Source organism: Nocardia jejuensis NBRC 103114 (genome assembly GCF_001613145.1).
In the GTDB taxonomy this organism is placed as follows: Bacteria; Actinomycetota; Actinomycetes; order Mycobacteriales; family Mycobacteriaceae; genus Nocardia; species Nocardia jejuensis.
In genome coordinates this window covers 55,499-75,934 of the sequence record NZ_BDBU01000025.1, presented here as the reverse complement: position 1 = coordinate 75,934, position 20,436 = coordinate 55,499, and the positions used below count along the sequence as shown (strand labels likewise).

Genomic DNA, 20,436 nt, shown 5'->3' with positions numbered 1-20,436 from the left:
TTCAACCGTTCGGGCGCGGGCAAGCTTGGATCGTGCAGTGGGAAGTGTCGTCGCCGGTGGATACCGTGGCCGAATGGGTGCGCCGTCTGGTGCCCGACGCCGACCTTTCCGAGCGGGATCCGCAATTCATCACTCGGACAGTCGAATTGGGATGGCGGCTGGTTCGGGTGTATTTCCGTGCCGAGGTACGGGGCATCGAGCGGGTCCCCGCACAGGGGCCGGTTCTGCTGGTGGGCAATCACACCGGCGGGATCACCGCGCCGGAGGTGCCGGTGACCGCGTTGGCGTTCTTCCGGCACTTCGGCGCGGATCGGTCGTTCTATCAACTGGCACATGACCTGGTGGTGTCGCTGCCCGGCGTCGGTCAGGTCGCGCGGAAGTACGGGACGCTGGCCGCGGCGCCGGACAATGCCCGGGACGCCTTGCGCAGCGGGGCCGCCGTGCTGGTCTATCCGGGTGGGGACTGGGAGGTCATGCGGCCGACGTCCGAGTCCGATCAGATCGATTTCGCGGGGCGCAAGGGATTCCTTCGGCTGGCTCTCGCGGAGAATGTGCCGATCGTTCCCGTGGTCACCATCGGCGGGCAGGAAACGCTGTACATCTTCACGCGAGGCGATCGCATCGCCCGTGCGCTCCGATTGGATCGGTTGATGCGGGTCAAGGTGTTTCCGATTTCGCTGGCGCTGCCGTGGGGGATCAATATCAGCGACGCGTTCGGGCATATTCCCCTTCCCGCGAAGATCGTCGTGGAGTTTCGCGCTCCGATCGATCTGCGCGCGGAGCTCGAGGCCGGCGGGCATGAGCCCGACGATCTCGACGCGGCATACGAACTGGTGACCGGCCGCATGCAGGACCGGCTCAGCGAACTCGCGGACGAGCGCCGTTTTCCGGTGATCGGCTGACCGTCGCCGCGGCGGCGATCAGGTGGATTCCGGGTCGGGCGGGGGACCTGCCAAGCCGTAGAGCAGGAGATTCTCCAGAGACTCGGCGAAGGTGTCGAGGTCGTCGATGTTGCGGATGCACATGGCGAAGAGAGCGGCTCCGGCGATGGCGTCCAAGAGGGTGTTGGGGTCGAGGGTGGGATGGCCGGGGAGGGTTTCGGCCTGCAGGTAGTCGTCGAGCTCGTGCCGGGTGGGGGTGTCCAGGCGGGCCGAAAGCTTTTGGTAGAGACTGGAATCGGCGCGCATGTCCGCCATCAGACCGGGCATGGCTTCGCGGGCGGCGGGGGCGCCGAAGAGCTGGATGGTGCCCCGGATGACCTTGCGGATTTCCGAGATCAGGTCGGGCGCCGGCTCGGCGGTGCCGGGTTTGGGGAACACGGCCTTCGCGATCAGGTGGGCCTTGGACGGCCAGCGGCGGTAGATGGCCGGGCGGCTCACCCCGGCGCGGTTCGCGATCGCGTCGATCGATGCGGCGGCGTAGCCGCGTTCGACCAGCAGGGCCCGGGCCGCCTCGAGCACCGCCTCATCCACCGCGGGATCTCGATGCGGGCCGAGACGATGACGTGCGGTCACGGAACTCCATCCCTTGTGATCACGAGCAGACGTCGATACAGTCTGTCACACCTAAGTCGTTACACTCTGTAACTGCTTGAGGGTTCGAGGAGGAACCGTGTCAGCTGCCGCGCATGTGTCCGCACCCGCCGAGGCGTATCGCCCGGTGCCGCTGCTGCAGGACAAAGTCATCGTGCTCTCGGGAGTCGGCCCCGGCCTGGGGCGTTCGCTCGCCGAGGAGGCCGCCCGCATGGGCGCCGACCTGGTACTTGTCAGCCGCACCGAGTCGCGTCTGGAGCAGATGGCCGAGCTGGTGCGCTCGCACGGGCGCAAGGCGCTGATCGTGCCGACCGATATCACCGACGAGGAGCAGCGGGCCGCGTTGGTCGAGGCCGCCCTGGCCGAGTTCGGCCGGGTCGACTGCCTGATCAACAACGCCTTCGCCATTCCGCCGATGGACCCGATCAGCCAGATCGGATTGGCGGCGCTGCGCAGTGTGAACGAGACGAATGTGTTCGCGCCGCTGCGCCTTTCGACATTGTTCGCCGACGCGCTGGCCGAATCGCGCGGCTCGATCATCATGCTCAATTCCTGCGTGCAATACGATTCCGAGCCGGTGTACTCGGGCTACAAACTCTCCAAAGGCACACTGGCGCATCTGGCTTCGTCGCTGGCCACCGAGTTCGGCCCGCGCGGTATCCGGGTCAACAGCGTCGCGCCGTCCTATATCTACGAGGACCTGAACAAGGCGTACTTCGACTGGCTCGCGTCGCAGGCGAACCTCACTCACGACGACATCTACCGGCAGAAGGCCGAACCCACCGATCTCAAGCGTCTCGCGGATCCGGAGGAGGTCGCGCGCGCCACGCTGTTCCTGGCCAGCGATCTCGCCTCCGCGGTCACCGGTCAGACGCTGACCGTCGACTGCGGCGAGTACCACAGCTGATCCGGCTCGCGGCACCGTCAGGAATTCAGGAGTAGCAGTGTCGAACGAAAAGATGTCGAACGAGAAGATGTCGAACGAGAAGAAGCGAATCGTCCTGTGGGGCACCGGCGTCGTGGGATCGATGGTCCTGGCCGAGATCCTGCGCCACCCGCGATTCGAGCTGGTCGGGGTCGGGGTGAGCAATCCCGACAAGGTCGGTCGCGACGCGGGTGAGCTGTGCGGTGCGGGCGAAACCGGGGTGCTGGCAACGGATTCGGTCGAGGACCTGATCGCGTTGCGGCCCGACGCGGTGGTGCACTACGGCCCGACCGCGCAGTTCGCCGAGGAGAACATGCGGGTGATCGGCTCGTTCCTGCGAGCCGGGATCGACGTGTGCTCCACGGCGATGACGCCGTGGGTGTGGCCGGACATGGCCCAGACCCCGGACGTATGGCGCGATCCCATCACCGAGGCGTGCGAGGCGGGCAAGGCGTCCTGCTTCACCACCGGCATCGATCCGGGCTTCGCCAACGACCTGTTCCCGATGACCCTGATGGGCCTGTGCGGCGAGGTCGAATCGGTGCGCGCCTCGGAACTGCTGGACTACACCGACTACGAGGGTGACTACGAATTCGAGATGGGTATCGGGCATCCCCCGGAGTTCCAGGCCATGCTCGAGTACCCCGACGTGCTGATCATGGCGTGGGGCGGGACCGTTCCGATGCTCGCCGCGGCGGCGGGGATCGAACTGGACCGGATCACCACCACCTGGGAGAAGTGGGTGACACCGGAGGATCGGGTGTCGGCCAAGGGGATCGTCGAGGCGGGCACCGTGGCCGCGATCCGCTTCACCATCAACGGCGTGTACCGCGACCGCGAGGTGATCACGCTCGAACACGTCAACCGGATCGGCCTCGATGCCGCGCCCGAGTGGCCCGCGGGCACCCGCGACGACGTCTATCGCGTGGACATCGTCGGCTCGCCGTCGATCTCGCAGGAGACGTCCTTCCGGTTCACCGACGGCTCGGGCCGCACGCCCGCGGTCGCGGGCTGTCTGGCCACCGGCATGCGCGCGCTCAACGCGGTGCCCGCGGTGAACGATCTGCCGCCGGGGTGGGTCACCGCGCTCGATCTTCCGCTGGTGCCGGGGCTCGGCACCATACGGTGAGCGGCTTCGCTCGGTAAGCGCGTGTGCCGAGCGTGGACGGCAGGCGTTCCACTCGTCCCACGCGAGTGGGACGCCTGTTCGCCGTCGATTGTGGGTGCCCACAGTCTCGGGGGGACAGGAATTGGGGGGCCGGGAAAGTGCCCCGAATCCTTTCGGAGCAACCAGGATGATGTTTACACTCACGCCCCAGTGAAGAATTTGTGTTTCAGATTCCGGCCGGTGGCTTCGGCCGCGGGCCGGGCAGTGAGAGGCGTCGCGCAGTGAGTATGAGAATCGGCGCGCGCTGGATATGTACGGCCGCGGTTGCCATCGCCGCGTCGGTCTCGGCGGTCGGTAGTGGGTCTGCCGACGCACCGCAGGGTAAAGACCTTGTCGTACTGGGGGATTCGTTCAGCGCCAATGCTTGGATCGTGCAGTCCCAAACCTCCGAATGCCGGCACGGGGACACCTCGTGGCCGACGAAACTCAGTCGCCTGATGGGCGTGGCGGGCACCGATAACTATCTGGATATGTCCTGCCCCGGCGCATCGCTGGACACGCCGCCGAATTACACGGCGAGCTGGGAGACGAAGCAGGCCGACAAGGCGGGAGCCTTCGGGCCGCGTACCAAGGTCGTCGCGCTGCAGTTCGGAATCAACGACAAATGGGGCACCGCCGAGGCCACCGCCTGGTTCGCGCTGCAGCAGTGCGTGCTGAATCTGGTGCAGGGCTGCGGCACCGACGCCGCCGGGCAGGGCCGGATGCCCGATCCGCGCAGTGTGACCGGAGCGGCCTATGCCGATCGCATTCGCAGCGTTGTCGAGTACGTGAAGTACTACGCGCCCGCCGCGCGCATCGTGCTCGTGGGCTACCCCGAGGTGTTCAAGGGCGGTCAGAACTCGGTGTGCTTCGGCGCGTTCGGCGTCACGAATTTCGTGCAGCCCCGCGGCCAGGGCGCGATGGAGATGGTCGATCGCCTCGATACGGCGCAGCGGGAGGCCGCGCAGCTGCTCGGGATCGGATTCTTCGATACCCGCGCCGCGACCGCGGGGCACGGACTGTGCTCGGATCAGCCCTGGATCAACAGCTACCAGGATCCCAAGCAGCCCAACGCGATTCCCTTCCACCCCGCCGAGCCCGGTGACACCGCGCTCGCGAACGGCCTCTACGCGCAGGTCCGCTGAATCACCCCGGAAATGGGGAAGCCCCGGGGGCTAGCCTGCCCCGGGGCCTCGGTGTCCGCCCATTTGCGACGCGCCGACACGTTTAAGAACGAACTGAGTTTCAATGACGCGATGCTCTGCGATTGAGCTACGGCCCATTGGTGGCTGAGCCGGCGGGAGTTGAACCCGCAACCTTCGCGTGGTCGATCCGTTCCTTCGATTCGGCGTTCGGCGGAAAATGCTGAAACTGGAGCGATAACGTGAGTTTGAGGGCCGCGGCGCCTCTTCCGCTGGGCTACCCCGCCGTGTGTGGCGGGAGGAGGATTCGAACCTCCGCTGTACCGCAAGTGCCTGTCACATCGAACTTCTGATTCAGCTTGCGCTCTTGCGCAGCACCGACCCTAGCCGGTGCCGCGCGGTCAGCCAAACAAATATCCGAAGACGTCCGCGCCGAACTTGCGCTGGGTGATCTCGGCGTTGTTCGCCTCCTCACGCGCGAATTTGACCGCGTGCTGGAGCTTCTCGACGCGATCGGTCAGCTCGTTGACCCGCTTGGCCGGCAGCGCGCCCGAGAACTTGATGGTGCGCCAGTAACCGACCACCACATCCTCGTGATACACCTCGACCTGCGCCGGATGCTTCTCCGTCGCTTCGGCTTTCACGTGGTTGCGCGGAATCTTCTTGGTGCGCACGGTCTGCACCGGCTCGGTGGCGTAGCAGTCCGCGGAGGAGTCGTACTCCCAGGTCTCCGAGGAGTCCAGCACCGGCAGCTTGCGCACGAAGGTGTGCAGGTCGATCAGCTGCTTCTCCAGGAACAGCAGATACGTGACGGGCGCGTCCTGCACCAGGGTGCGGCCGTCGACCACCACGTCGGCGGTGGCCGTGCAGTTGGCCCAGTCCTTGGTGGCCACCACGTCGAACAGTTTGGTCAGAATCTCCGCCGTGGCCGCGAGCACCTCGTCCGACTTCACCTGCACGCGAGTCGATTCGGGCGGCAGCTGCTCGCCCTCCTCGTCCTTCGGGCGGTAGGTGCGTGAGATGCCGCTCAGCAGCGGGCTCTTGCCCAGCTTGTGGTGGGCTTCGGTGAGCTCGGAGAAGGTTCGGGACTTGATCCCTTTCTCTACGGCGACAATCTGATTCAAACGCGTCATGGGCGCACAGTAGCGGTGATCATCCCCGCTCGAGAAGTGGATTTCGCCTGCCGGACGGTTGCCGGGGTCTGGGGCGGGTGTGTGCCGATGTGCCGTATGGGGTTCCAGAGGAAACGAATGCGCTGTGAACGGGAGAAATTAGGGCAATTCGTTCACACTGGAGGGCGGAGTGGTTCAGGCTGATCTCGCGGCCCTGTCGATGGGCCGTATTCGCTTCGCGGAGAGGGGGTTTCGACATGGGGAGTCGAGGCTTTCAGGAATCTGCTGTCGGGGGATTCGAAGAGGCTGGGAAGTACGGTTTCACCACGTCACAGGGGTTGCCGATCCTGATGAGCCGTGAGGTCTCCGCGCCCGACGCCATGTCGACCCGGGTGGTGGTGCCGTACGACCTGCGCACGCTTCGGGTCAGTTCGGCGACGGTGCGGCGGCGCGGCGGGCTGCACCTGTGGGCGCGGGAACGGGGCCTTTTCTGCCGGGGCGTAGCGAAATGGAAGCTCACCGTCGTTCACGGTGAGTTCCCGCGCGCGGATGCGGTGCTTCGGACAGCGGCGGTGTCCGAGCAGACGGTTGCGGCCTCCGCGGCAATCGATCTCGTGACGACTCCCGCCGCCGTGGTCGCGAGCGTCGCCGAGAGCGCGGGACCGGCGAGCTCCCGGGCCGACGCCGCACCCGCGAATTCCGCGCGTTCGAAGACCGTCGCGGCGGTCCCGGTGAGCTCGGAGCATGCGGGCGGAGAGTCTGCGGGCGGAGAGTCTGTGGCCGGGGAGCCCGTGGTGACGAGCGGCGGCCGCGTCGCGGAACGCGTACTGACGCTGGTGGGTTCGGTCTCGGGCCTGGTTACCGGCGGTATGGTCGGCGGCCTGGTGTCCGCGATTCCCGCGGTGGCGCTGAGCGTGCAGGGCGGTGTGGTCGCGGGCGCGGTGATGGGCTGCGTCGTGGGCGGTGGAACACTGTGGGCCGTGGTCGGCGGCGCGCTGAGCGACGGGGCCGAAGCAGCCGCACCGGCGCCCGCTCCGGCGAAGGCCAAGAAACCGAGCCACGCCCCAGTTCCGGCCGCGACGCCCTCCACGGTGGCGGCGGTCAAGGCCAGTGTGGCGCAGTTCGTTTCGAGCGTATCCGAGGCCGCCTACGCCGAGCCCGACGAGACCGGCAACTCGCTGCGTCATGCCATCGACTCGATGCCGCCGATGAACATGGACGTGTTCGGTCCGGTCAATGCGATGATCAACCGGGCACGCTCGATCACCGGTGCGGTCAATTGATTCGGTGCGCCGGATCGATCCGGTGGTTGCCGGTGATTCGGTGCGCGGCCTCGCCCGCCGGCGGCACTTGCGCGGTGTCGGCGGGCGTCCGTAGCGTCGACTCGTGACCGAGCGACTCGACGGTGCGTTCTTCGCCGATCCCCAGGAGTACTACCGGCGTTGGCGTGCGGAGGGTCCCGTGCGCCGGGTGGATTTCGGTGACGGTCTGACGCGGTGGATCATCCTGGGCTTCGAGGAAGGTCGTGCGGCGCTGGCGGATCCGCGGCTGGTCAAGGACATCGATCTCTTCGACGCGATGCTCGCGCGCAAACGCGGTGACGCGGCCGATCCGCGCACCTCGGCGGCGCTGCGGCACATGCTCAATGCAGATCCGCCCGCGCACACCCGTCTGCGCAAGGCGGTGTCCAAGGCGTTCTCGGCCCGGCGGGTGGCCGCGCTGGAGCCGGTGATCGAGCGAACCGCCGACGAACTGCTGACCGCGATGGCGCAGCGCGAGGACGTGGATCTGCTGCGGGCCTTCGCCGTTCCGCTGCCGGTCTCGGTGATCTGCCATCTGCTCGACGTCGAGATCGACGACCAGGACACCTTCCGGGAGTGGACCAAAGCCCTGGTGGGAACGCTGGATCCGGATGCCGACCCGGCCCGGGCCTACGACGAGATGGTGCGCTTCCTGCGAAAGATGCTGCAGGACAAGCGCGAGAACCCGGGCGACGATCTGCTCTCGGTGCTGGTCACCGACGACGACGCCCGGTTGAGCGAGCCGGAACTGGTGGGCATGGCCCTGCTGTTGCTGGTCGCGGGCCACGAGACCACTGTCAATCTGATCGGCAACGGGGTCCTCGCGCTCATGCGAGACCGGGGCTGGTGGGACCGGCTGCGCGCGGATCCGACCCTGGTGCCCGCCGCGGTGGAGGAGTTCCTGCGGTTCGACGGGCCGGTCGACCTGTCCACCCCGCGCTTCACGAACGCGCCGATCACGGTGGGCGACACCGTCATCGCGGCGGACGAGATCGTCTATGTCGCTCTGGCGGCGGCGAATCGCGATCCGCGGCACTACCGCGACGCGGATCTGCTGGATCCAGCCGCTGATCACGGTGGTCATCTGGGTTTCGGGCACGGAATCCACTTCTGTGTGGGCGCACCCCTGGCGCGGCTGGAAGCGCGGGTGGCGTTCACCGCGCTGCTGCGCCGATTCCCCGAACTCCGACTCGCCGTGGACGAGTCGGAGTTGCGCTGGCATCCGAATGTCGTGATTCGTGGTCTGACCGGCCTACCGGTGCGGCCGCACGGCTGAGGCCGGGGCAGCCCCGGCATCAGCGATGCCGGTTGGTATTTTCGGACTGAAGTATCTTGCGAACGACTCTTCAGCAAGCTGTGCCAGAGAACCCCCAGGAGCTGGTTATGCATCGACTGAGTTTTGCGCGTCGCCTCACCATCGCATGCGCCGCCACCGCGGCGATCACCGTCGCCGCCACCGGATATTCGGCGGCCGATCCCACGGCCCTGGACTGGGCCGAGGCCACCTCGCAGCTGCGGGTGGCCGCCGCCGGTAATCCGGCCGCGGAAAAGGCTGTGGACCAACTGATCTCATCCGGGCAGCGGACAGACCAGGTCGCTCTGCCCGCGCAGCCCTTCCAGATTCCGGCGCAGTCCGACATCGGGCGGGACGGGCGCGCGGCCGGAGTCTACGGATCCGGAATCGCGCTCGGGCTGGACGGTTTCCGCCTCGGATTCTTCGGCGGACCCGGCACGATCTCCCCGAATCAGGGCGGAGCCAAGCTCGAGGTGCTGTGGATCAATGTCTCCAACGGCCGCAGCGGCACCGAGATTCTCAATGTGCACGAGGATGTGCCGGTCGACACCACGATCCGCACGCGAGCGCTGGACACCGGCAGCGGCATGATCGTGGCCGCCGTCTACGGCAATCTGTGGCACCGCTGGTCGGTACCGGTCAGCGATGCCAATCCCGATGGGTACCAGTATCAGCTGGGCACCATCTCGGTGCCGTCGTTCGGCGCGGTCTACAACTGACCCGCGTCGTACGACCGTGGCCCGTGCCCGACCGGGTCGAGTGACACAGCAGGCCCCCGGCGGAAATCCGCTGGGGGCCTGCCTTGTCGGTGGTGTGACCGGGACGCCGACGCGAACTCGGCTGCCGGTTCGGCTCAGCTGACCGTGAAGTTCAGCGTCGGCGCACTCGCCGCGCCCGCGTCCTTGAGCGCGTTGTACGTCAGCACGTACTGCCCGGTGCCCGGCGACGGCACCACGAAGATCGCCTCGTTCTTCGGGTTGTCGATGGTCTCGTTGCGGTTGAGCAGCTCGTTGATCGGGCCGCGAGTGTCGGCGGTCACCAGCTGCCCGGCGGGCGTCTTGATGCTGAACCAGTCGTAGTAGATGTTCGACCCGCCGTCGCTGATCCCGGACCCGCCGATGATCTTGACGTGCAGCGCGAGTTCCATCTTGCCCAGCTCGTTCTTGGTGTAGCTGGGAGTCAGTGTCGCGCCGGTGATCTCGATGGTGGTCTGATCCTGCGTCAGGGTGCCGGTGACGTTCACCGATCGCGGCTGCACGCTCTCGACCTTGCCGCTCGCGCTGAGCGGGATCTTGGTCTGGTTGTCCGAACTCTGGCCGTAGAGGACGGTCACGGTGTCGAGCCAGTGGTTGGCATCCTCGAGCGCGCGGATGGGGGTGGTGACCTTGCCGGTGGCCGAGCCCTTTCCGGGCACCTCCGGGCTGTCGAAACTCGCGCCGCCGTCGACCTGCCCACCCACCTGCAGATAGGTGTTGTTGCTCATGGTGGCGTTGTCGAGCCGGGTGTTCTTGTAGGTGATGTCGACGGTCAGCTTGCCGCCGCCGAACTCGTCCGGCACCACGGTCGCCTTGTCGACGGTGATCTCGAAGCCCTCGTACCAGCCGGTCTTGCCGATGGTGCGGACGGTCGACTGCTTCTGCTTGTCCTTCTGCTGTCCACCGCCGTTCTGCTGCTGTGCCCCGTCCGGCTGCCCGGCCGAGGTGGTCGCGGCGACGGGATTTCCCTTGTCCCCGTTGCACGCGGTGCCGAGCACGGCCACCGCCACGAGCGCTGCCGCGCCGAATGCCATGCGCACCCGGCGTTTCGGACTCACCGAAGAATTCATGATCGTGTGCACGCTGTCCTCCCAGAAGATTCGTGAATCTCAGCGCGCGACAGTGGCGAGTCCCCCGGCCAAAGCCTGTGCGCTACTCACCCGTGGATTCGCGTGAGCGGTCCGGGACAGTATCGGATATCGCCGCACCCGGCGCGTCCTGGATTCGCAACAAAATCGATGGTGAGAGCGCCGGTGTTATCACGGGACGGGGTGCGGTGCGGAATCCGGCCGATCCGGCGATCGACGGTGTCGATTGTCAGATCGAGGGTTCCTTGTGCAGGCTTCGTATTCCTAGACTGGCTCGGTGCCCAGAAATCCGAGTCCCGCTCCGGAAATCGTCGACGACACCTCCCAGACCGGGCGGATCTACGAGGAGTTGCGGCGGAGCATCATCACCGGTGAGTACCGCGAGGGGGAGAAGCTGCCCGAGGCGCGGCTGGCCGAGATTCTGGGCACCTCACGACTACCCGTGCGAGAAGCGCTGGCGCGCCTGGAATTCGACGGAATGGTGAGTGCGCGACCGCGGCGCAGCGCGGTGGTGCACCGCTGGGACCGCACGGCCGTGGTCGAGCTGTTCGATGTGCGGATCGGGCTGGAGCCGGTGGCGGCCCGGCTGGCCGCCGCCCGGATCCGTCAGGGCGCCGACAGCGCGCCGTTGCACGCGGCGCTCGCGGAATCGCTGGCGGCCAACGAGTCCGGGGAGCCGTTGCGGATCGCGGAGGCGAATGCGCGGCTGCACGGGACGATCGTCGAGTTGGCCGGAAATTCGCTGCTCACCCAGCTCATGCGCGCCATTCTCACGCGGATGGCGTGGCTCTTCTTTCTCACCACCGCGCGCGATTCGGCCGAACAACTCGACGAGCACCGGCATCTGATCGCCGCGATCGCCTCGGGCGACGAGCGACTGGCCGAATACACGATGCTCAGTCACACCGAAGCCGGACGCGCGCCGACGCTCGCGATCGTCGAGGCGCTGCGGCACGGCGACCCGATCGCGTGAGGCAGGCCCGTTTGGTCGCCGCCGGCACGCCGCGCGCGTGCGGGTGGCTGTGAACCTACTGGGTATCGGCATGGAGTAGGCACAGAGAATGCCGCTGGACCTGGTCGAATGCCGTTGGGCATCGGTACTTTTCGAACTGTCTCGTTCGGATCGAAAGGTGTGTGTGATGCTTCTTGCTCTGCTGCTCGGCGGCCTCTTGACAGGTAGCGCGGTCGTATCGGGTGCGGCCGGCAGTGCCGCCATGACGGCGGGGAATCTTCCCACGCCGCAGTGAGCCGGTGCGGCCAACCGCATATGGCCGCATCCGCCCCCTGTTCCCCGACGGAACAGGGGGCTTTCCGCGTCCGTGGGTTTTCCGCAATTCCGGCGGAAACGCACCTCCCGACGAGTTGTTTATTGATAGCCTCCGTGTTTGACGAGCCGACCCGGGAAATCGGGTCGTGTGGTTTTCTCGAATCCGCGGTGTGCTGTGGGGTGGCTTTGTACACTCCGGGCTGAAGTGAACAGAGGACACTTCAGTTCATGATTCGAGGTTTTGATGAAGTTCTCCACATCCGGTGTATTCGCAGCACGTGCGGCGACGGCTCTGATCGGCGGCGTTCTGCTGGTCGGCGGCGTGGCGGCCTGCGGCAGCGACAAGGCTGACGACGGATCGGGCGGTGCCACCAGCAGCACCAGCGCGGTCGTCGCACCACCTGCTCCGGCGAGCACCACGGCCGCACCCGCGCCCGCTCCCACCACCGAGGCCCCCGCACCCGCGCCCGCCGCGGTCGAACCGGCAGCACCGCAGCCGGCCGCTCCGGAGCCGGTCGTCACCCAGCCCGCCGCACCCAAGCCGGCGCCGCAGACCCAGCAGGAGAAGCCCGCCGCCCCGCCGACCCTCGACGCTCCCGGGTTCGAACCCCGCGCAGGGTACTGAGAAAGCCGGGTAATTCGAAGTGTTCGGCAACAGTGGTCGGTGGCTGTGTGCTGCCGCTATGGCGGTCACCGCGGCGGTGACCGGGGCCGGGGGAGCGGGAGCCGACAGTGCTCCCGAGGGGAAAGATCTGGTGGTGCTCGGTGATTCGTTCGCTGCCAACGCGTGGGATTTCATGGAGGCGGACAACACCTGCCTGCACCACGGCGCCTCGGCGTGGCCGGCGCAACTGAGCGCGCTGATGGGGGTGCACGGGACCGATCGGGTCGAGGACCCGTCGTGCCCGGGTGCGTCGATCGACAGCGGGCCCGGCTACACGCTGGGCATGGAGACCTCCAAGGCCGACAAGGCCGGAGCGTTCGGACCGCGCACCAAACTGGTGACGATTCAGATGGGTCTGAACGACCACTGGGGCGAATCCAAACAGACACTGTGGAATTCGCTGCAGAAGTGTGTGTTCAACCTCGTCGAGGGCTGCGGTCCCGATGCGGTGGATCAGGGTCGTATGACCGACTACAACGGCGTCAAGGGATCGATCTACGCCGATCGCATCCGCAATGTGGTCACCTACATCCGGTACTACGCATCCAACGCGCGCATCGTGCTGGTCGGGTATCCGGAACTGTTCCCGTCGGGGCAGGACACCCTGTGCCTCAACTTCTTCGGCGTCGCGCCGTACATCCAGCCGCGCGGGCGCGCGGTCGTCGAGTACTTCGATCGGATGAACCAGGCGCAGCGCGAGGCCGCCCAGATCCTGAAACTGGACTTCCTCGACGCTCGCGCGCTGACCACCGGGCACGGACTCTGCTCGACGGAACCGTGGCTGAACGGTGTGGCCGATCCGCGCACGGACGTCGACGGTCTGTTCTTTCACCCGTCCGCTCAGGGCGATGCCGTCGTCGCGAAAGCGATCTATGACAGGTACGGAAAATGACACGTTCTGCCGAGATATCCTCCGCCAGAGACGAATCGATTCCCGGCGCGGCGGCCACCGTCGCGCCGGAACGCGCGCCCGAGCGTGCGGCGGCGCCGGTATCTCCGGCTTCGGCGCTCGCCGACCGGCGTCCCGCGCTGCCGTCGCTGACCGGCGCGCGCTGGTGGGCGGCCTTCGCGGTGTTCGTGTTGCACGCGCTGGTGTTCCTGCCGGTGTATCCGTTCCAGAAGTCCGAGCTGTTCCGGCACATTCACCAGTGGGTGCCGATGCAGCTCGGCGCCGCGGGCGTCACGTTCTTCTTCGTGCTGTCCGGGTTCATCATCTACTGGTCGTTCCGGCCGGGAATGTCGGTGCGCGGGTTCTACCGGCGCCGGGTGCTGAAGATCTATCCGACGCATCTGCTGGCCGCGGCCGCGTTCATAGTCGTTGCCAGCGTTCCGCTCTCGCGGCTGATCGTGTGGGTGCCGAACCTGCTGCTGGTGCACACCTGGGTGCCCAAGTGGACCACCATCGGCGGGCTGAACGTGCCCGCCTGGTCGCTGGCCGCGGAAATGCTGTTCTACCTGAGCTTTCCGCTGGTGCTCCCGCTGATCATGAAGATTCCCACCCGTCGGCTGCTGCTGGCGGCGGGTCTGCTGATGCTCGCCATCATCGCGCTGCACACCTCGTACTTCCTGTGGGTCGACGGGCCCAAGGGCATCGCGAACGCCTTCGCACCGCGACTGGTTCCGGGCAACGACTCGCCGTACTACGAGCTGCACGCGTCACCGGCCTGGTTCGTCCAGCCGAACATCCCTGTGTCGCCGTCGTATTGGCTCAGCTACACCTTCCCCGGCTCGCGACTGCCCGAGTTCTTCCTGGGCGTGCTGGCCGCGCGCATGGTGCTCGAGGGCCGCTGGCGCAACACCCGGATGACGCTGCCGCTGCTGGCCCTGGTGGCCGCCTACGCCGCCACCTGGGTGGTGCCGGTGAACTACAAGATGTCGGTGTTGCTGCTGGTGCCCATGACCGCGGTCGTGGCCACCCTGGCGGCGCGCGATCTGGCCGGGATCAGCGGGCTCAACTCGCATCCGCGCATGGTGTGGCTGGGGAACATCTCCTTCGCCTTCTACCTGATCCAGTTCCCGGTGATGGTGCTGATCACCCGGCATCTCATCGGCGGCAGGCAGTTCGGGATCCTGGGCTGGGCCGGGTTCGCGCTGCTGAGCCTGGTGGTGGCGACGGCGATCGCGGCGGTGCTGTACCAGTGGGTCGATCTGCCGATCATGCGGCGTTTCGCTCGACCGAGGTCGAAGGTCGAGGTGGACGGCGCGAAGGTCGCGAGCAAGGCCTAGCCGCGGGGCGGTGACAAGGCCTGGCCGCCGGTGGAGCCTTGCGGCCGCGCCTGGTTCAGGCCGGGTGCAGTCCGATCATGGGAAGCATGGTGCGGCGCGCGAATTCGCGCGCCGCCTGCTCGTCTGCCAGCGGGATCAACCCGTCCGGCGTCAGCACCAGTGACTGGCCCAGGCGCGCAAGGACTTCCGCGACCAGATCGGCGTCGAAGCTCGGTACCGACACCGATTCCTGTAGCGAGCGGAGCTTTTCGGCGAGGTAGGTGCGGCCGACCGCGAGGATCGGCCCGGCCTCGGTGGTGAGCCGGGGCAGGATCACGTCCGGTTCGGTGCGCAGGAGTCGTTGCAGCAGTTGATTGTTCGCCAGATTGGTGATGAAGGCGACGAAGATCTCCACCATCTGTTCCTCGCCGGCGTCGCCATTGCCGGCCACCTGCCGGACCCGCTCGTCGATCTCGGCGATGAACTGCTGTGCCTCGCGCACACTGACGGCTTCGACCAGATCGTTCTTGGATTCGAAGCGCCGGTACAGCGTCGCGGGACTGATGCCGGCGCGACGGGCGATCTCCCCCATGCTGGTTCGCTTGATGCCGAAGTCCAGGAACGCCGAGAGCGCGCTCTCGAGCAGCTGTTCACCCTCCGACCGCGGCTTCTCCAGGATGCGTTGCAGGATAGAGGGCACGGACGGCATCGAGTCTCCAGTCGATCGGTTGGCATCCGCGACATTGCGGCGATGGCCGCGCCATTATCTCACCGCAGCGCGCGCGACCGGGTGCCGACCGTCCGGTGGGCAGCCGTGGCGACCCGATCAGCGGACGTTCAGCGCCGCCATCTCGTGCTCTATCGCGTTCGCCGCGAAATCGATTCCATTGGAACGCAACTCGTGAACCCGGCGCTGTAGCGCCTCGATGCCCCCCGGCTGTTCGGCGATATCGGCCACGCTGATCCGCCGCCGGTGCATACCGTCGTGCTCGTACGCCACCGTAGAAACCTCCTGCTAGCCCCATGCGCGCACCCGGCTTGCGGCGGCACAGCCCGGGCCGCCGGGAACGCTTGGGCACGATGCTAACAGCGGCTTATATGGTCGCTTGTTCAGTGTGTGGTTTTTCACACACCCCCTTCAGTCACAACTCTTGACCGGAGCGGTGCAGCGACGTGTTGTGCAGGTAGACGGCGGCATTGAGCCGAATCCGATCCAGCTCGGCGTCGCCCAGTTCACGCCGGACCTTGCCCGGCACGCCCGCCACCAGCGACCCCGGCGGGATCTGCGCGCCCTCGGGAATCAGCGCATTCGCGGCGATCAGGCTGCCCGCGCCGATCACCGCGCCGTTGAGCACCGTCGCGCCCATGCCGACCAGCACATCGTCCCCGATCGTGCAGCCGTGCAGAATCGCGTTGTGCCCCACCGACACCCCCGCGCCCACGGTCAGGGGGAACCCCGGGTCGGCATGAAGCACCGCGCCGTCCTGAATATTGGAGCGCTCGCCGATGGTGATGTCCTCCAGGTCTCCGCGCACGACGGCCGAGTACCAGATGCTCACCTCGGACCCGAGGCGCACGCGCCCGATCACCGTGGCATTGGGCGCGATCCACGCGCTGTCCTCGACCTGCGGCGCATGCTCGCCCAGCTGAATCCTCATAGTCGAGAACCTAGCGCGCGGTCGGTCCGTTTCGCATTCGCCCCGGCTCGCGGCCTTTGTGTCGCACCGCGGGATCCACGCGAACAGCGGCCACTCGTGGACTCGGACGCCTATGAGGCCCGGCGGAATTGGGTGCGGTGGGCGGCGGGGGAGGTGCCGAGCAGGCGGTGGAAATGGTGGCGCAGGTTGACCGCGGTGCCGAGGCCGGTTTCGGCGGCGATGCGCTCGACGGTGTCGTCGGTGGATTCCAGGAGCAGCCGGGCCTGATCCACGCGCTGGTGCAGCAGCCATTGCTGCGGGCTCGAGCCGGTGCGGTCGCGGAAGCGGCGGGTGAAGGTGCGGCGGGACATGAGGGCGGTGTGGGCCCAGGTGTCCAGATCCACGGGCTCGTCGAGATGGGTTCGGGCCCAGAGCATCGCGTGCTCGATCGGGTCGTCGTCGATGGCATCGGGCACGGCCACCGGGATGTACTGCGCCTGGGAGCCGCTGCGGTGCGGGGCCAGCACCAGGGCGCGCGCGAGGGTGGTCGCGACGCGACTGCCGTGGTCGGCGCGGACCAGATGCAGGCAGCAGTCCAGGGCGGCGGCCACGCCCGCGGAGGTGATGAGATCGCCGTGGTCGGACCACAGGGTGTCGGCGCGGACCCGGACGGCGGGGTAGGCGCGGGCCAGCGCCTCGGCCGCGGACCAGTGCGTGGTGATCTCGCGGCCGTCGGCCAGGCCGGTGGCGGCGATCGCCCACGCGCCCAGGCAGAGTCCGACGATGCGCGCTCCGCCCGCGTGGGCCTCGCGCAACGCGTCGCGGGTGCGATCGGGAAGCGGCAGATCGCGCCGCCAGCTCGGGACGACGACGGTGTCGGCCTCGGCCACCACCTCCAGTCCGTGCGGCACGGTGATGTCGAATCCGGCTGGGGTGGAGACCGTTCCGGGGTTCTCCGCACACACTCGCACCCGGTACGGCGACTCGGCCTGGCCCTGGACGCCGTGCATTCCGAACACCAGGCCCGGCACGGACAGGTGGAAGGGGCTGATCTGATCGAACGCGAGCACGGCCACGGAATGCATGGCCCGATCTTAGCGCTGGGCGGCCTTCGGGCCACTGTTGCGCGGAGCCGGGCGGGACGAAACTCGATCCCATGACGAACACGATCGCCGCCACCGGCTCGCAGTCCACCCCTTCGCAGTCGGCGGATTCGCAGTCCACCGCTTCGCGGTCCGAGGGCGCGGCCCCCTTCGAGATCCTGCACATCGGCGGGCCCACCGTGCGCCTGCGCTACGGAAACCTCACGTGGCTCACCGATCCCACGTTCGACGAGCCGGGTGACTACCCCGCCGGGCCCATCACCCTGCACAAGCTGACCGGCCCCGCGGTCTCCGCCGCGGAGATCGGGACCGTGGACGCGGTGCTGCTCTCGCACGATCAGCACCCCGACAACCTCGATCGCTCGGGGCGTGAGTTCCTGGCCGGTGTCGAGCGGGTGCTGTCCACTCCGGACGCCGCCGCGCGCATGGAAGGCGTTCAGGGCCTGGCCAATTGGGAGGAGGTGCGGATCGGCGAGGTCACCGTCACCGGTGTGCCCGCACTGCACGGGCCGGAGGGCGCCGAGGCGCTCTCGGGTGTGGTCACCGGGTTCGTGCTGCAGGGCGCGGGGCTGCCGACCGTCTACGTCTCCGGCGACAACGCCTCGGTCGATCTCGTCACCGAGATCGCCGCTCGCTTCGACATCGACGTCGCCATCCTGTTCGTGGGCGCGGCGAACGTCGACCGTTTCGGCGACAGCGACCTGACCCTCAACGGCCGCAGCGCGGTCAAAGCCGCAGCGGCCCTGGGGAACGCGACGATCGTGCCGGTGCACGGCGAGGGCTGGGCGCACTTCTCCGAAACCCTCGACTACCTGACCCGCAACTTCGGCTACGCCGGGCGCGCGGATCAGCTGGTCGTCCCGACCCCGGGCGTCGCGTTGTCGCCCGCCGCCCGTATCTGACTCGCGACGTCGCGGTGGGTGAATCGATGCCGTGGCGTTCAGGGGTCGTGCGGGGTGGGTGGGCAACGATGGCGGTATGAGGATCGGGGTTCCACAGGAGGTCAAGGAGCAGGAGTATCGGGTCGCGCTGACACCGGCCGGCGCCGGGGAGTTGGTGCGGCACGGGCACGAGGTGCTGGTGCAGGCCGGGGCGGGGGCGGGGTCGGGATTCGCCGACGATGCCTACCGGGCGGCGGGCGCGTGGATCACGCCCGGCGCCGCGGAGGTGTGGGATGCCGCCGATCTGGTGGTGAAGGTGAAAGAGCCGATCGCACAGGAGTATCCGCGCATGCGGGCGGGGCAGGTGCTGTTCACGTTCCTGCATCTGGCCGCATCGCGGGAGTGCACCGATGCGATTCTGAACTCCGGAATCACCGCCATCGCCTATGAGACGGTCCGGTCTCCGGACGGCACGCTGCCCCTGCTGGCTCCGATGAGCGAGGTCGCGGGAAAGCTCGGAACCCAGGTCGGGGCCGTGCACCTGATGTCACCGCAGGGCGGGGCGGGTGTGCTGCTGGGTGGGGTGCCGGGGGTGCGCCCGGCCGATGTGGTGGTGCTCGGCGGCGGGGTGGCCGGAAGCAACTCGGCGGCCGTCGCCGTCGGCATGGGCGCGCGAGTCACGGTGCTGGACACCAATATCGCGCGACTGCGGGAATTGGACGCGCGGTTCGGCGGACGGATCACCACGCTCGGATCCAATGCGGCGGAGGTCGAGAAGGCCGTGCTGAGTGCCGATCTGGTGATCGGGTCGGTGCTGGTCCCCGGGGCTCGCGCGCCGAAACTGGTGCCGGACACGCTGGTCGCCCGGATGCGACCCGGTTCGGTGCTGGTCGACATCGCGATCGACCAGGGCGGATGCTTCCAGAGTTCGCATCCCACCACGCACTCGAAACCGACTTTCCGGGTGGCGGATTCGGTGTTCTACTGCGTGGCGAACATGCCCGGGGCGGTGCCGCACACCTCCACGGTGGCGCTCACCAACGTCACCCTGCCGTATGCGCTCGCCATCGCCGATCACGGGTGGCGGGCCGCGTGCGACGCCGATCCCGGATTGGCGCGCGGACTGACGGCCGATGCGGGACGACTGTATTCGCCCGAGGTCGCGGCGGCGCACGGAGTGCATCCCGTCGGCAGCTGAGACACGAGCGCCGCAATCGGATCGGATCGGATCCGGTTGCGGCGCTCGGCTGTTCGGTGCTCGAACGGTGCCGGTGCTCAGTCCTGCTCGGCCAGGTTCTCACCGAGCGGCCAGTCCGGCTCGCCCTCGTTCGGCAGGTTGTGCAGCTTGTCCGGATTGCGGACCACATCGATATTGGTGATGCGCCCGTTGTCGATGGTGAACGAGAAGACGCCGGTGTTCTTGCCGTCGAACACCACCAGGCCCGGCTGCCCGTTGACCAGCACCGAGCGACCCCATGCGCCGCCGACCTGTGCCGAGAAGCGCAGGAAGCCGAGCAGGGCCTTGGCCACGGACTCCGCGCCGTGCATCGGATCGCGGAACGCGGTGACCTTGCCGCCCCCGTCGGAGGTGAAGGTGACGTTCGAATCCAGCACGCCCAGTAGGGAACTCAGATCACCCGAGCGCCATGCGAGCGCGAACGCGGAGACCACCTGCTCCTGCTCCTGCGGGCTGGCGGGGAAGCGCGGGGTGCCCGACTCCACGTGCTTGCGCGCGCGAGATGCCAACTGCCGCACCGCCGCCGGGGTGCGGCCGACCACCTCGGCGACCTCGGGTCCGGTCATGCCGAACACGTCCTGCAGGACGAACGCCGTGCGCTCGGCGGGCGACAACGATTCCAGCACCACCAGCAGCGCGGTGGTGACCCGCTCGTCCTGCGAGACCCGGTCGGCCGGGTCGTCCCAGGAGGTGATCTCCGGCTCCGGCAGCCATTCGCCGACGTACTGCTCGCGGCGCGCACGCGCCGAACCCAGATGGTCCAGCGCCAGCCGGCCGGTCACGGTGGTGAGCCAGGCACGCAGGTTGTCGATCTCGCCGTCGGTGTTGTTCTCGTAGTGCCGCTGCAACCGCAGCCACGCGTCCTGCACCACATCCTCGGCGTCGCTCAGACTGCCCAGCGTGCTGTAGGCGACCCGGCGCAGATACCCCCGGTGCTCCTCGAACTGCCGCGCCAACTCGGCCTGCCCCGGTACCCCGCGCCGCTCGTCGCCACCCATACTCGCCTCACTCCATCCCACTCGCCCGTTCCGGCAACCACTGACACCCGAACGACGAAACCAACGCCTCTACTGTGACATCGCCCAGTTCGCGGCTGCTTTCGGGGGTTCGGTCGTGTACGGGCGTCCATGATCCTGAGCGCGGCCG

Annotated in this window: 21 protein-coding genes; 13 read left to right on the top strand and 8 right to left on the bottom strand. The window is 67.7% G+C overall.

Annotated elements, in window-relative coordinates; genetic code table 11:
• Window positions 1–32: 32 nt before the first annotated feature.
• Window positions 33–902, top strand: coding sequence for a lysophospholipid acyltransferase family protein (locus NJ1_RS20755; protein ID WP_245717495.1), 870 nt, complete (start codon window positions 33–35; stop codon window positions 900–902).
• Window positions 903–920: 18 nt separating this feature from the next.
• Here NJ1_RS20755 and NJ1_RS20750 read toward each other — a convergent pair whose 3' ends face one another.
• On the bottom strand, window positions 921–1,514 hold the full coding sequence (locus NJ1_RS20750; protein ID WP_067696955.1) for a TetR/AcrR family transcriptional regulator: 594 nt from the start codon (window positions 1,512–1,514) through the stop codon (window positions 921–923).
• Window positions 1,515–1,611: 97 nt separating this feature from the next.
• On the opposite strand from NJ1_RS20750, the gene NJ1_RS20745 reads away from it, so the two are divergent.
• The 3 genes from NJ1_RS20745 to NJ1_RS20735 all read left to right on the top strand — a co-directional run bounded on the left by NJ1_RS20745 (window position 1,612) and on the right by NJ1_RS20735 (window position 4,749).
• Window positions 1,612–2,439: an SDR family oxidoreductase gene (locus NJ1_RS20745; RefSeq protein ID WP_245717494.1), complete on the top strand. Its 828-nt coding sequence runs from the start codon at window positions 1,612–1,614 to the stop codon at window positions 2,437–2,439.
• A 67-nt stretch (window positions 2,440–2,506) separates the two neighbouring features.
• Window positions 2,507–3,586 carry an NAD(P)H-dependent amine dehydrogenase family protein gene (locus NJ1_RS20740; protein WP_067697159.1) on the top strand — a complete coding sequence of 360 codons (1,080 nt, stop codon included), beginning with the start codon at window positions 2,507–2,509 and terminating at the stop codon, window positions 3,584–3,586.
• A 266-nt stretch (window positions 3,587–3,852) separates the two neighbouring features.
• Window positions 3,853–4,749 (top strand): SGNH/GDSL hydrolase family protein, encoded by an 897-nt coding sequence (locus NJ1_RS20735; protein WP_245717502.1) that lies wholly within the window; start codon window positions 3,853–3,855, stop codon window positions 4,747–4,749.
• A gap of 398 nt (window positions 4,750–5,147) precedes the next feature.
• Here NJ1_RS20735 and NJ1_RS20730 read toward each other — a convergent pair whose 3' ends face one another.
• On the bottom strand, window positions 5,148–5,879 hold the full coding sequence (locus tag NJ1_RS20730; protein ID WP_067696951.1) for a DUF7873 family protein: 732 nt from the start codon (window positions 5,877–5,879) through the stop codon (window positions 5,148–5,150).
• A 329-nt stretch (window positions 5,880–6,208) separates the two neighbouring features.
• Here NJ1_RS20730 and NJ1_RS20725 point away from each other — a divergent pair, with 329 nt between their 5' ends.
• From NJ1_RS20725 to NJ1_RS20715, 3 genes are all read left to right on the top strand, one after another.
• Complete coding sequence (locus NJ1_RS20725) at window positions 6,209–7,141, top strand: hypothetical protein (RefSeq protein ID WP_157574115.1); 933 nt, start codon at window positions 6,209–6,211, stop codon at window positions 7,139–7,141.
• 103 nt (window positions 7,142–7,244) lie between these two features.
• Window positions 7,245–8,435 carry a cytochrome P450 family protein gene (locus NJ1_RS20720; RefSeq protein WP_067696947.1) on the top strand — a complete coding sequence of 397 codons (1,191 nt, stop codon included), beginning with the start codon at window positions 7,245–7,247 and terminating at the stop codon, window positions 8,433–8,435.
• A gap of 107 nt (window positions 8,436–8,542) precedes the next feature.
• A complete protein-coding gene (locus NJ1_RS20715; protein ID WP_067696945.1) occupies window positions 8,543–9,172 on the top strand; it encodes a hypothetical protein in 630 nt (209 codons plus the stop codon).
• Window positions 9,173–9,306: 134 nt separating this feature from the next.
• On the opposite strand, the gene NJ1_RS20710 is transcribed toward NJ1_RS20715, so the two are convergent.
• Entirely contained in the window at window positions 9,307–10,266 is a 960-nt protein-coding gene (locus tag NJ1_RS20710) for a hypothetical protein (protein WP_157574114.1), read from the bottom strand.
• Window positions 10,267–10,573: 307 nt separating this feature from the next.
• Between NJ1_RS20710 and NJ1_RS20705 the strand changes: the two genes are divergently transcribed.
• The 4 genes from NJ1_RS20705 to NJ1_RS20690 all read left to right on the top strand — a co-directional run bounded on the left by NJ1_RS20705 (window position 10,574) and on the right by NJ1_RS20690 (window position 14,453).
• Window positions 10,574–11,269, top strand: a complete 696-nt coding sequence (locus NJ1_RS20705; protein ID WP_084478567.1) for a GntR family transcriptional regulator — start codon at window positions 10,574–10,576, stop codon at window positions 11,267–11,269.
• Window positions 11,270–11,807: 538 nt separating this feature from the next.
• Window positions 11,808–12,188 (top strand): hypothetical protein, encoded by a 381-nt coding sequence (locus tag NJ1_RS40065; protein ID WP_067696941.1) that lies wholly within the window; start codon window positions 11,808–11,810, stop codon window positions 12,186–12,188.
• 58 nt (window positions 12,189–12,246) lie between these two features.
• A complete protein-coding gene (locus NJ1_RS20695; RefSeq protein WP_067696939.1) occupies window positions 12,247–13,119 on the top strand; it encodes an SGNH/GDSL hydrolase family protein in 873 nt (290 codons plus the stop codon).
• Entirely contained in the window at window positions 13,116–14,453 is a 1,338-nt protein-coding gene (locus NJ1_RS20690) for an acyltransferase family protein (protein WP_067696937.1), read from the top strand. The genes NJ1_RS20695 and NJ1_RS20690 overlap by 4 nt, the downstream gene beginning before the upstream one ends.
• A gap of 55 nt (window positions 14,454–14,508) precedes the next feature.
• Here the strand turns inward: NJ1_RS20690 and NJ1_RS20685 are convergent, their stop codons facing one another.
• The 4 genes from NJ1_RS20685 to NJ1_RS20675 form a co-directional block, all read right to left on the bottom strand.
• Window positions 14,509–15,141, bottom strand: a complete 633-nt coding sequence (locus tag NJ1_RS20685) for a TetR/AcrR family transcriptional regulator (protein ID WP_067696935.1) — start codon at window positions 15,139–15,141, stop codon at window positions 14,509–14,511.
• 117 nt (window positions 15,142–15,258) lie between these two features.
• Entirely contained in the window at window positions 15,259–15,432 is a 174-nt protein-coding gene (locus tag NJ1_RS39755) for a hypothetical protein (protein ID WP_169813174.1), read from the bottom strand.
• A 142-nt stretch (window positions 15,433–15,574) separates the two neighbouring features.
• Window positions 15,575–16,090 carry a gamma carbonic anhydrase family protein gene (locus NJ1_RS20680; protein WP_067696933.1) on the bottom strand — a complete coding sequence of 172 codons (516 nt, stop codon included), beginning with the start codon at window positions 16,088–16,090 and terminating at the stop codon, window positions 15,575–15,577.
• Between the two features lie 110 nt (window positions 16,091–16,200).
• Complete coding sequence (locus NJ1_RS20675; protein ID WP_067696931.1) at window positions 16,201–17,154, bottom strand: GlxA family transcriptional regulator; 954 nt, start codon at window positions 17,152–17,154, stop codon at window positions 16,201–16,203.
• Window positions 17,155–17,225: 71 nt separating this feature from the next.
• Between NJ1_RS20675 and NJ1_RS20670 the strand changes: the two genes are divergently transcribed.
• Together NJ1_RS20670 and ald are read left to right on the top strand one after the other, a co-directional pair.
• Complete coding sequence (locus NJ1_RS20670) at window positions 17,226–18,074, top strand: MBL fold metallo-hydrolase (RefSeq protein WP_084478566.1); 849 nt, start codon at window positions 17,226–17,228, stop codon at window positions 18,072–18,074.
• A gap of 76 nt (window positions 18,075–18,150) precedes the next feature.
• Window positions 18,151–19,251, top strand: coding sequence for an alanine dehydrogenase (gene ald / locus NJ1_RS20665; RefSeq protein WP_067697154.1), 1,101 nt, complete (start codon window positions 18,151–18,153; stop codon window positions 19,249–19,251).
• A gap of 77 nt (window positions 19,252–19,328) precedes the next feature.
• Here ald and sigJ read toward each other — a convergent pair whose 3' ends face one another.
• A complete protein-coding gene (gene sigJ / locus NJ1_RS20660) occupies window positions 19,329–20,288 on the bottom strand; it encodes an RNA polymerase sigma factor SigJ (protein ID WP_067696929.1) in 960 nt (319 codons plus the stop codon).
• Window positions 20,289–20,436: the final 148 nt, after the last annotated feature.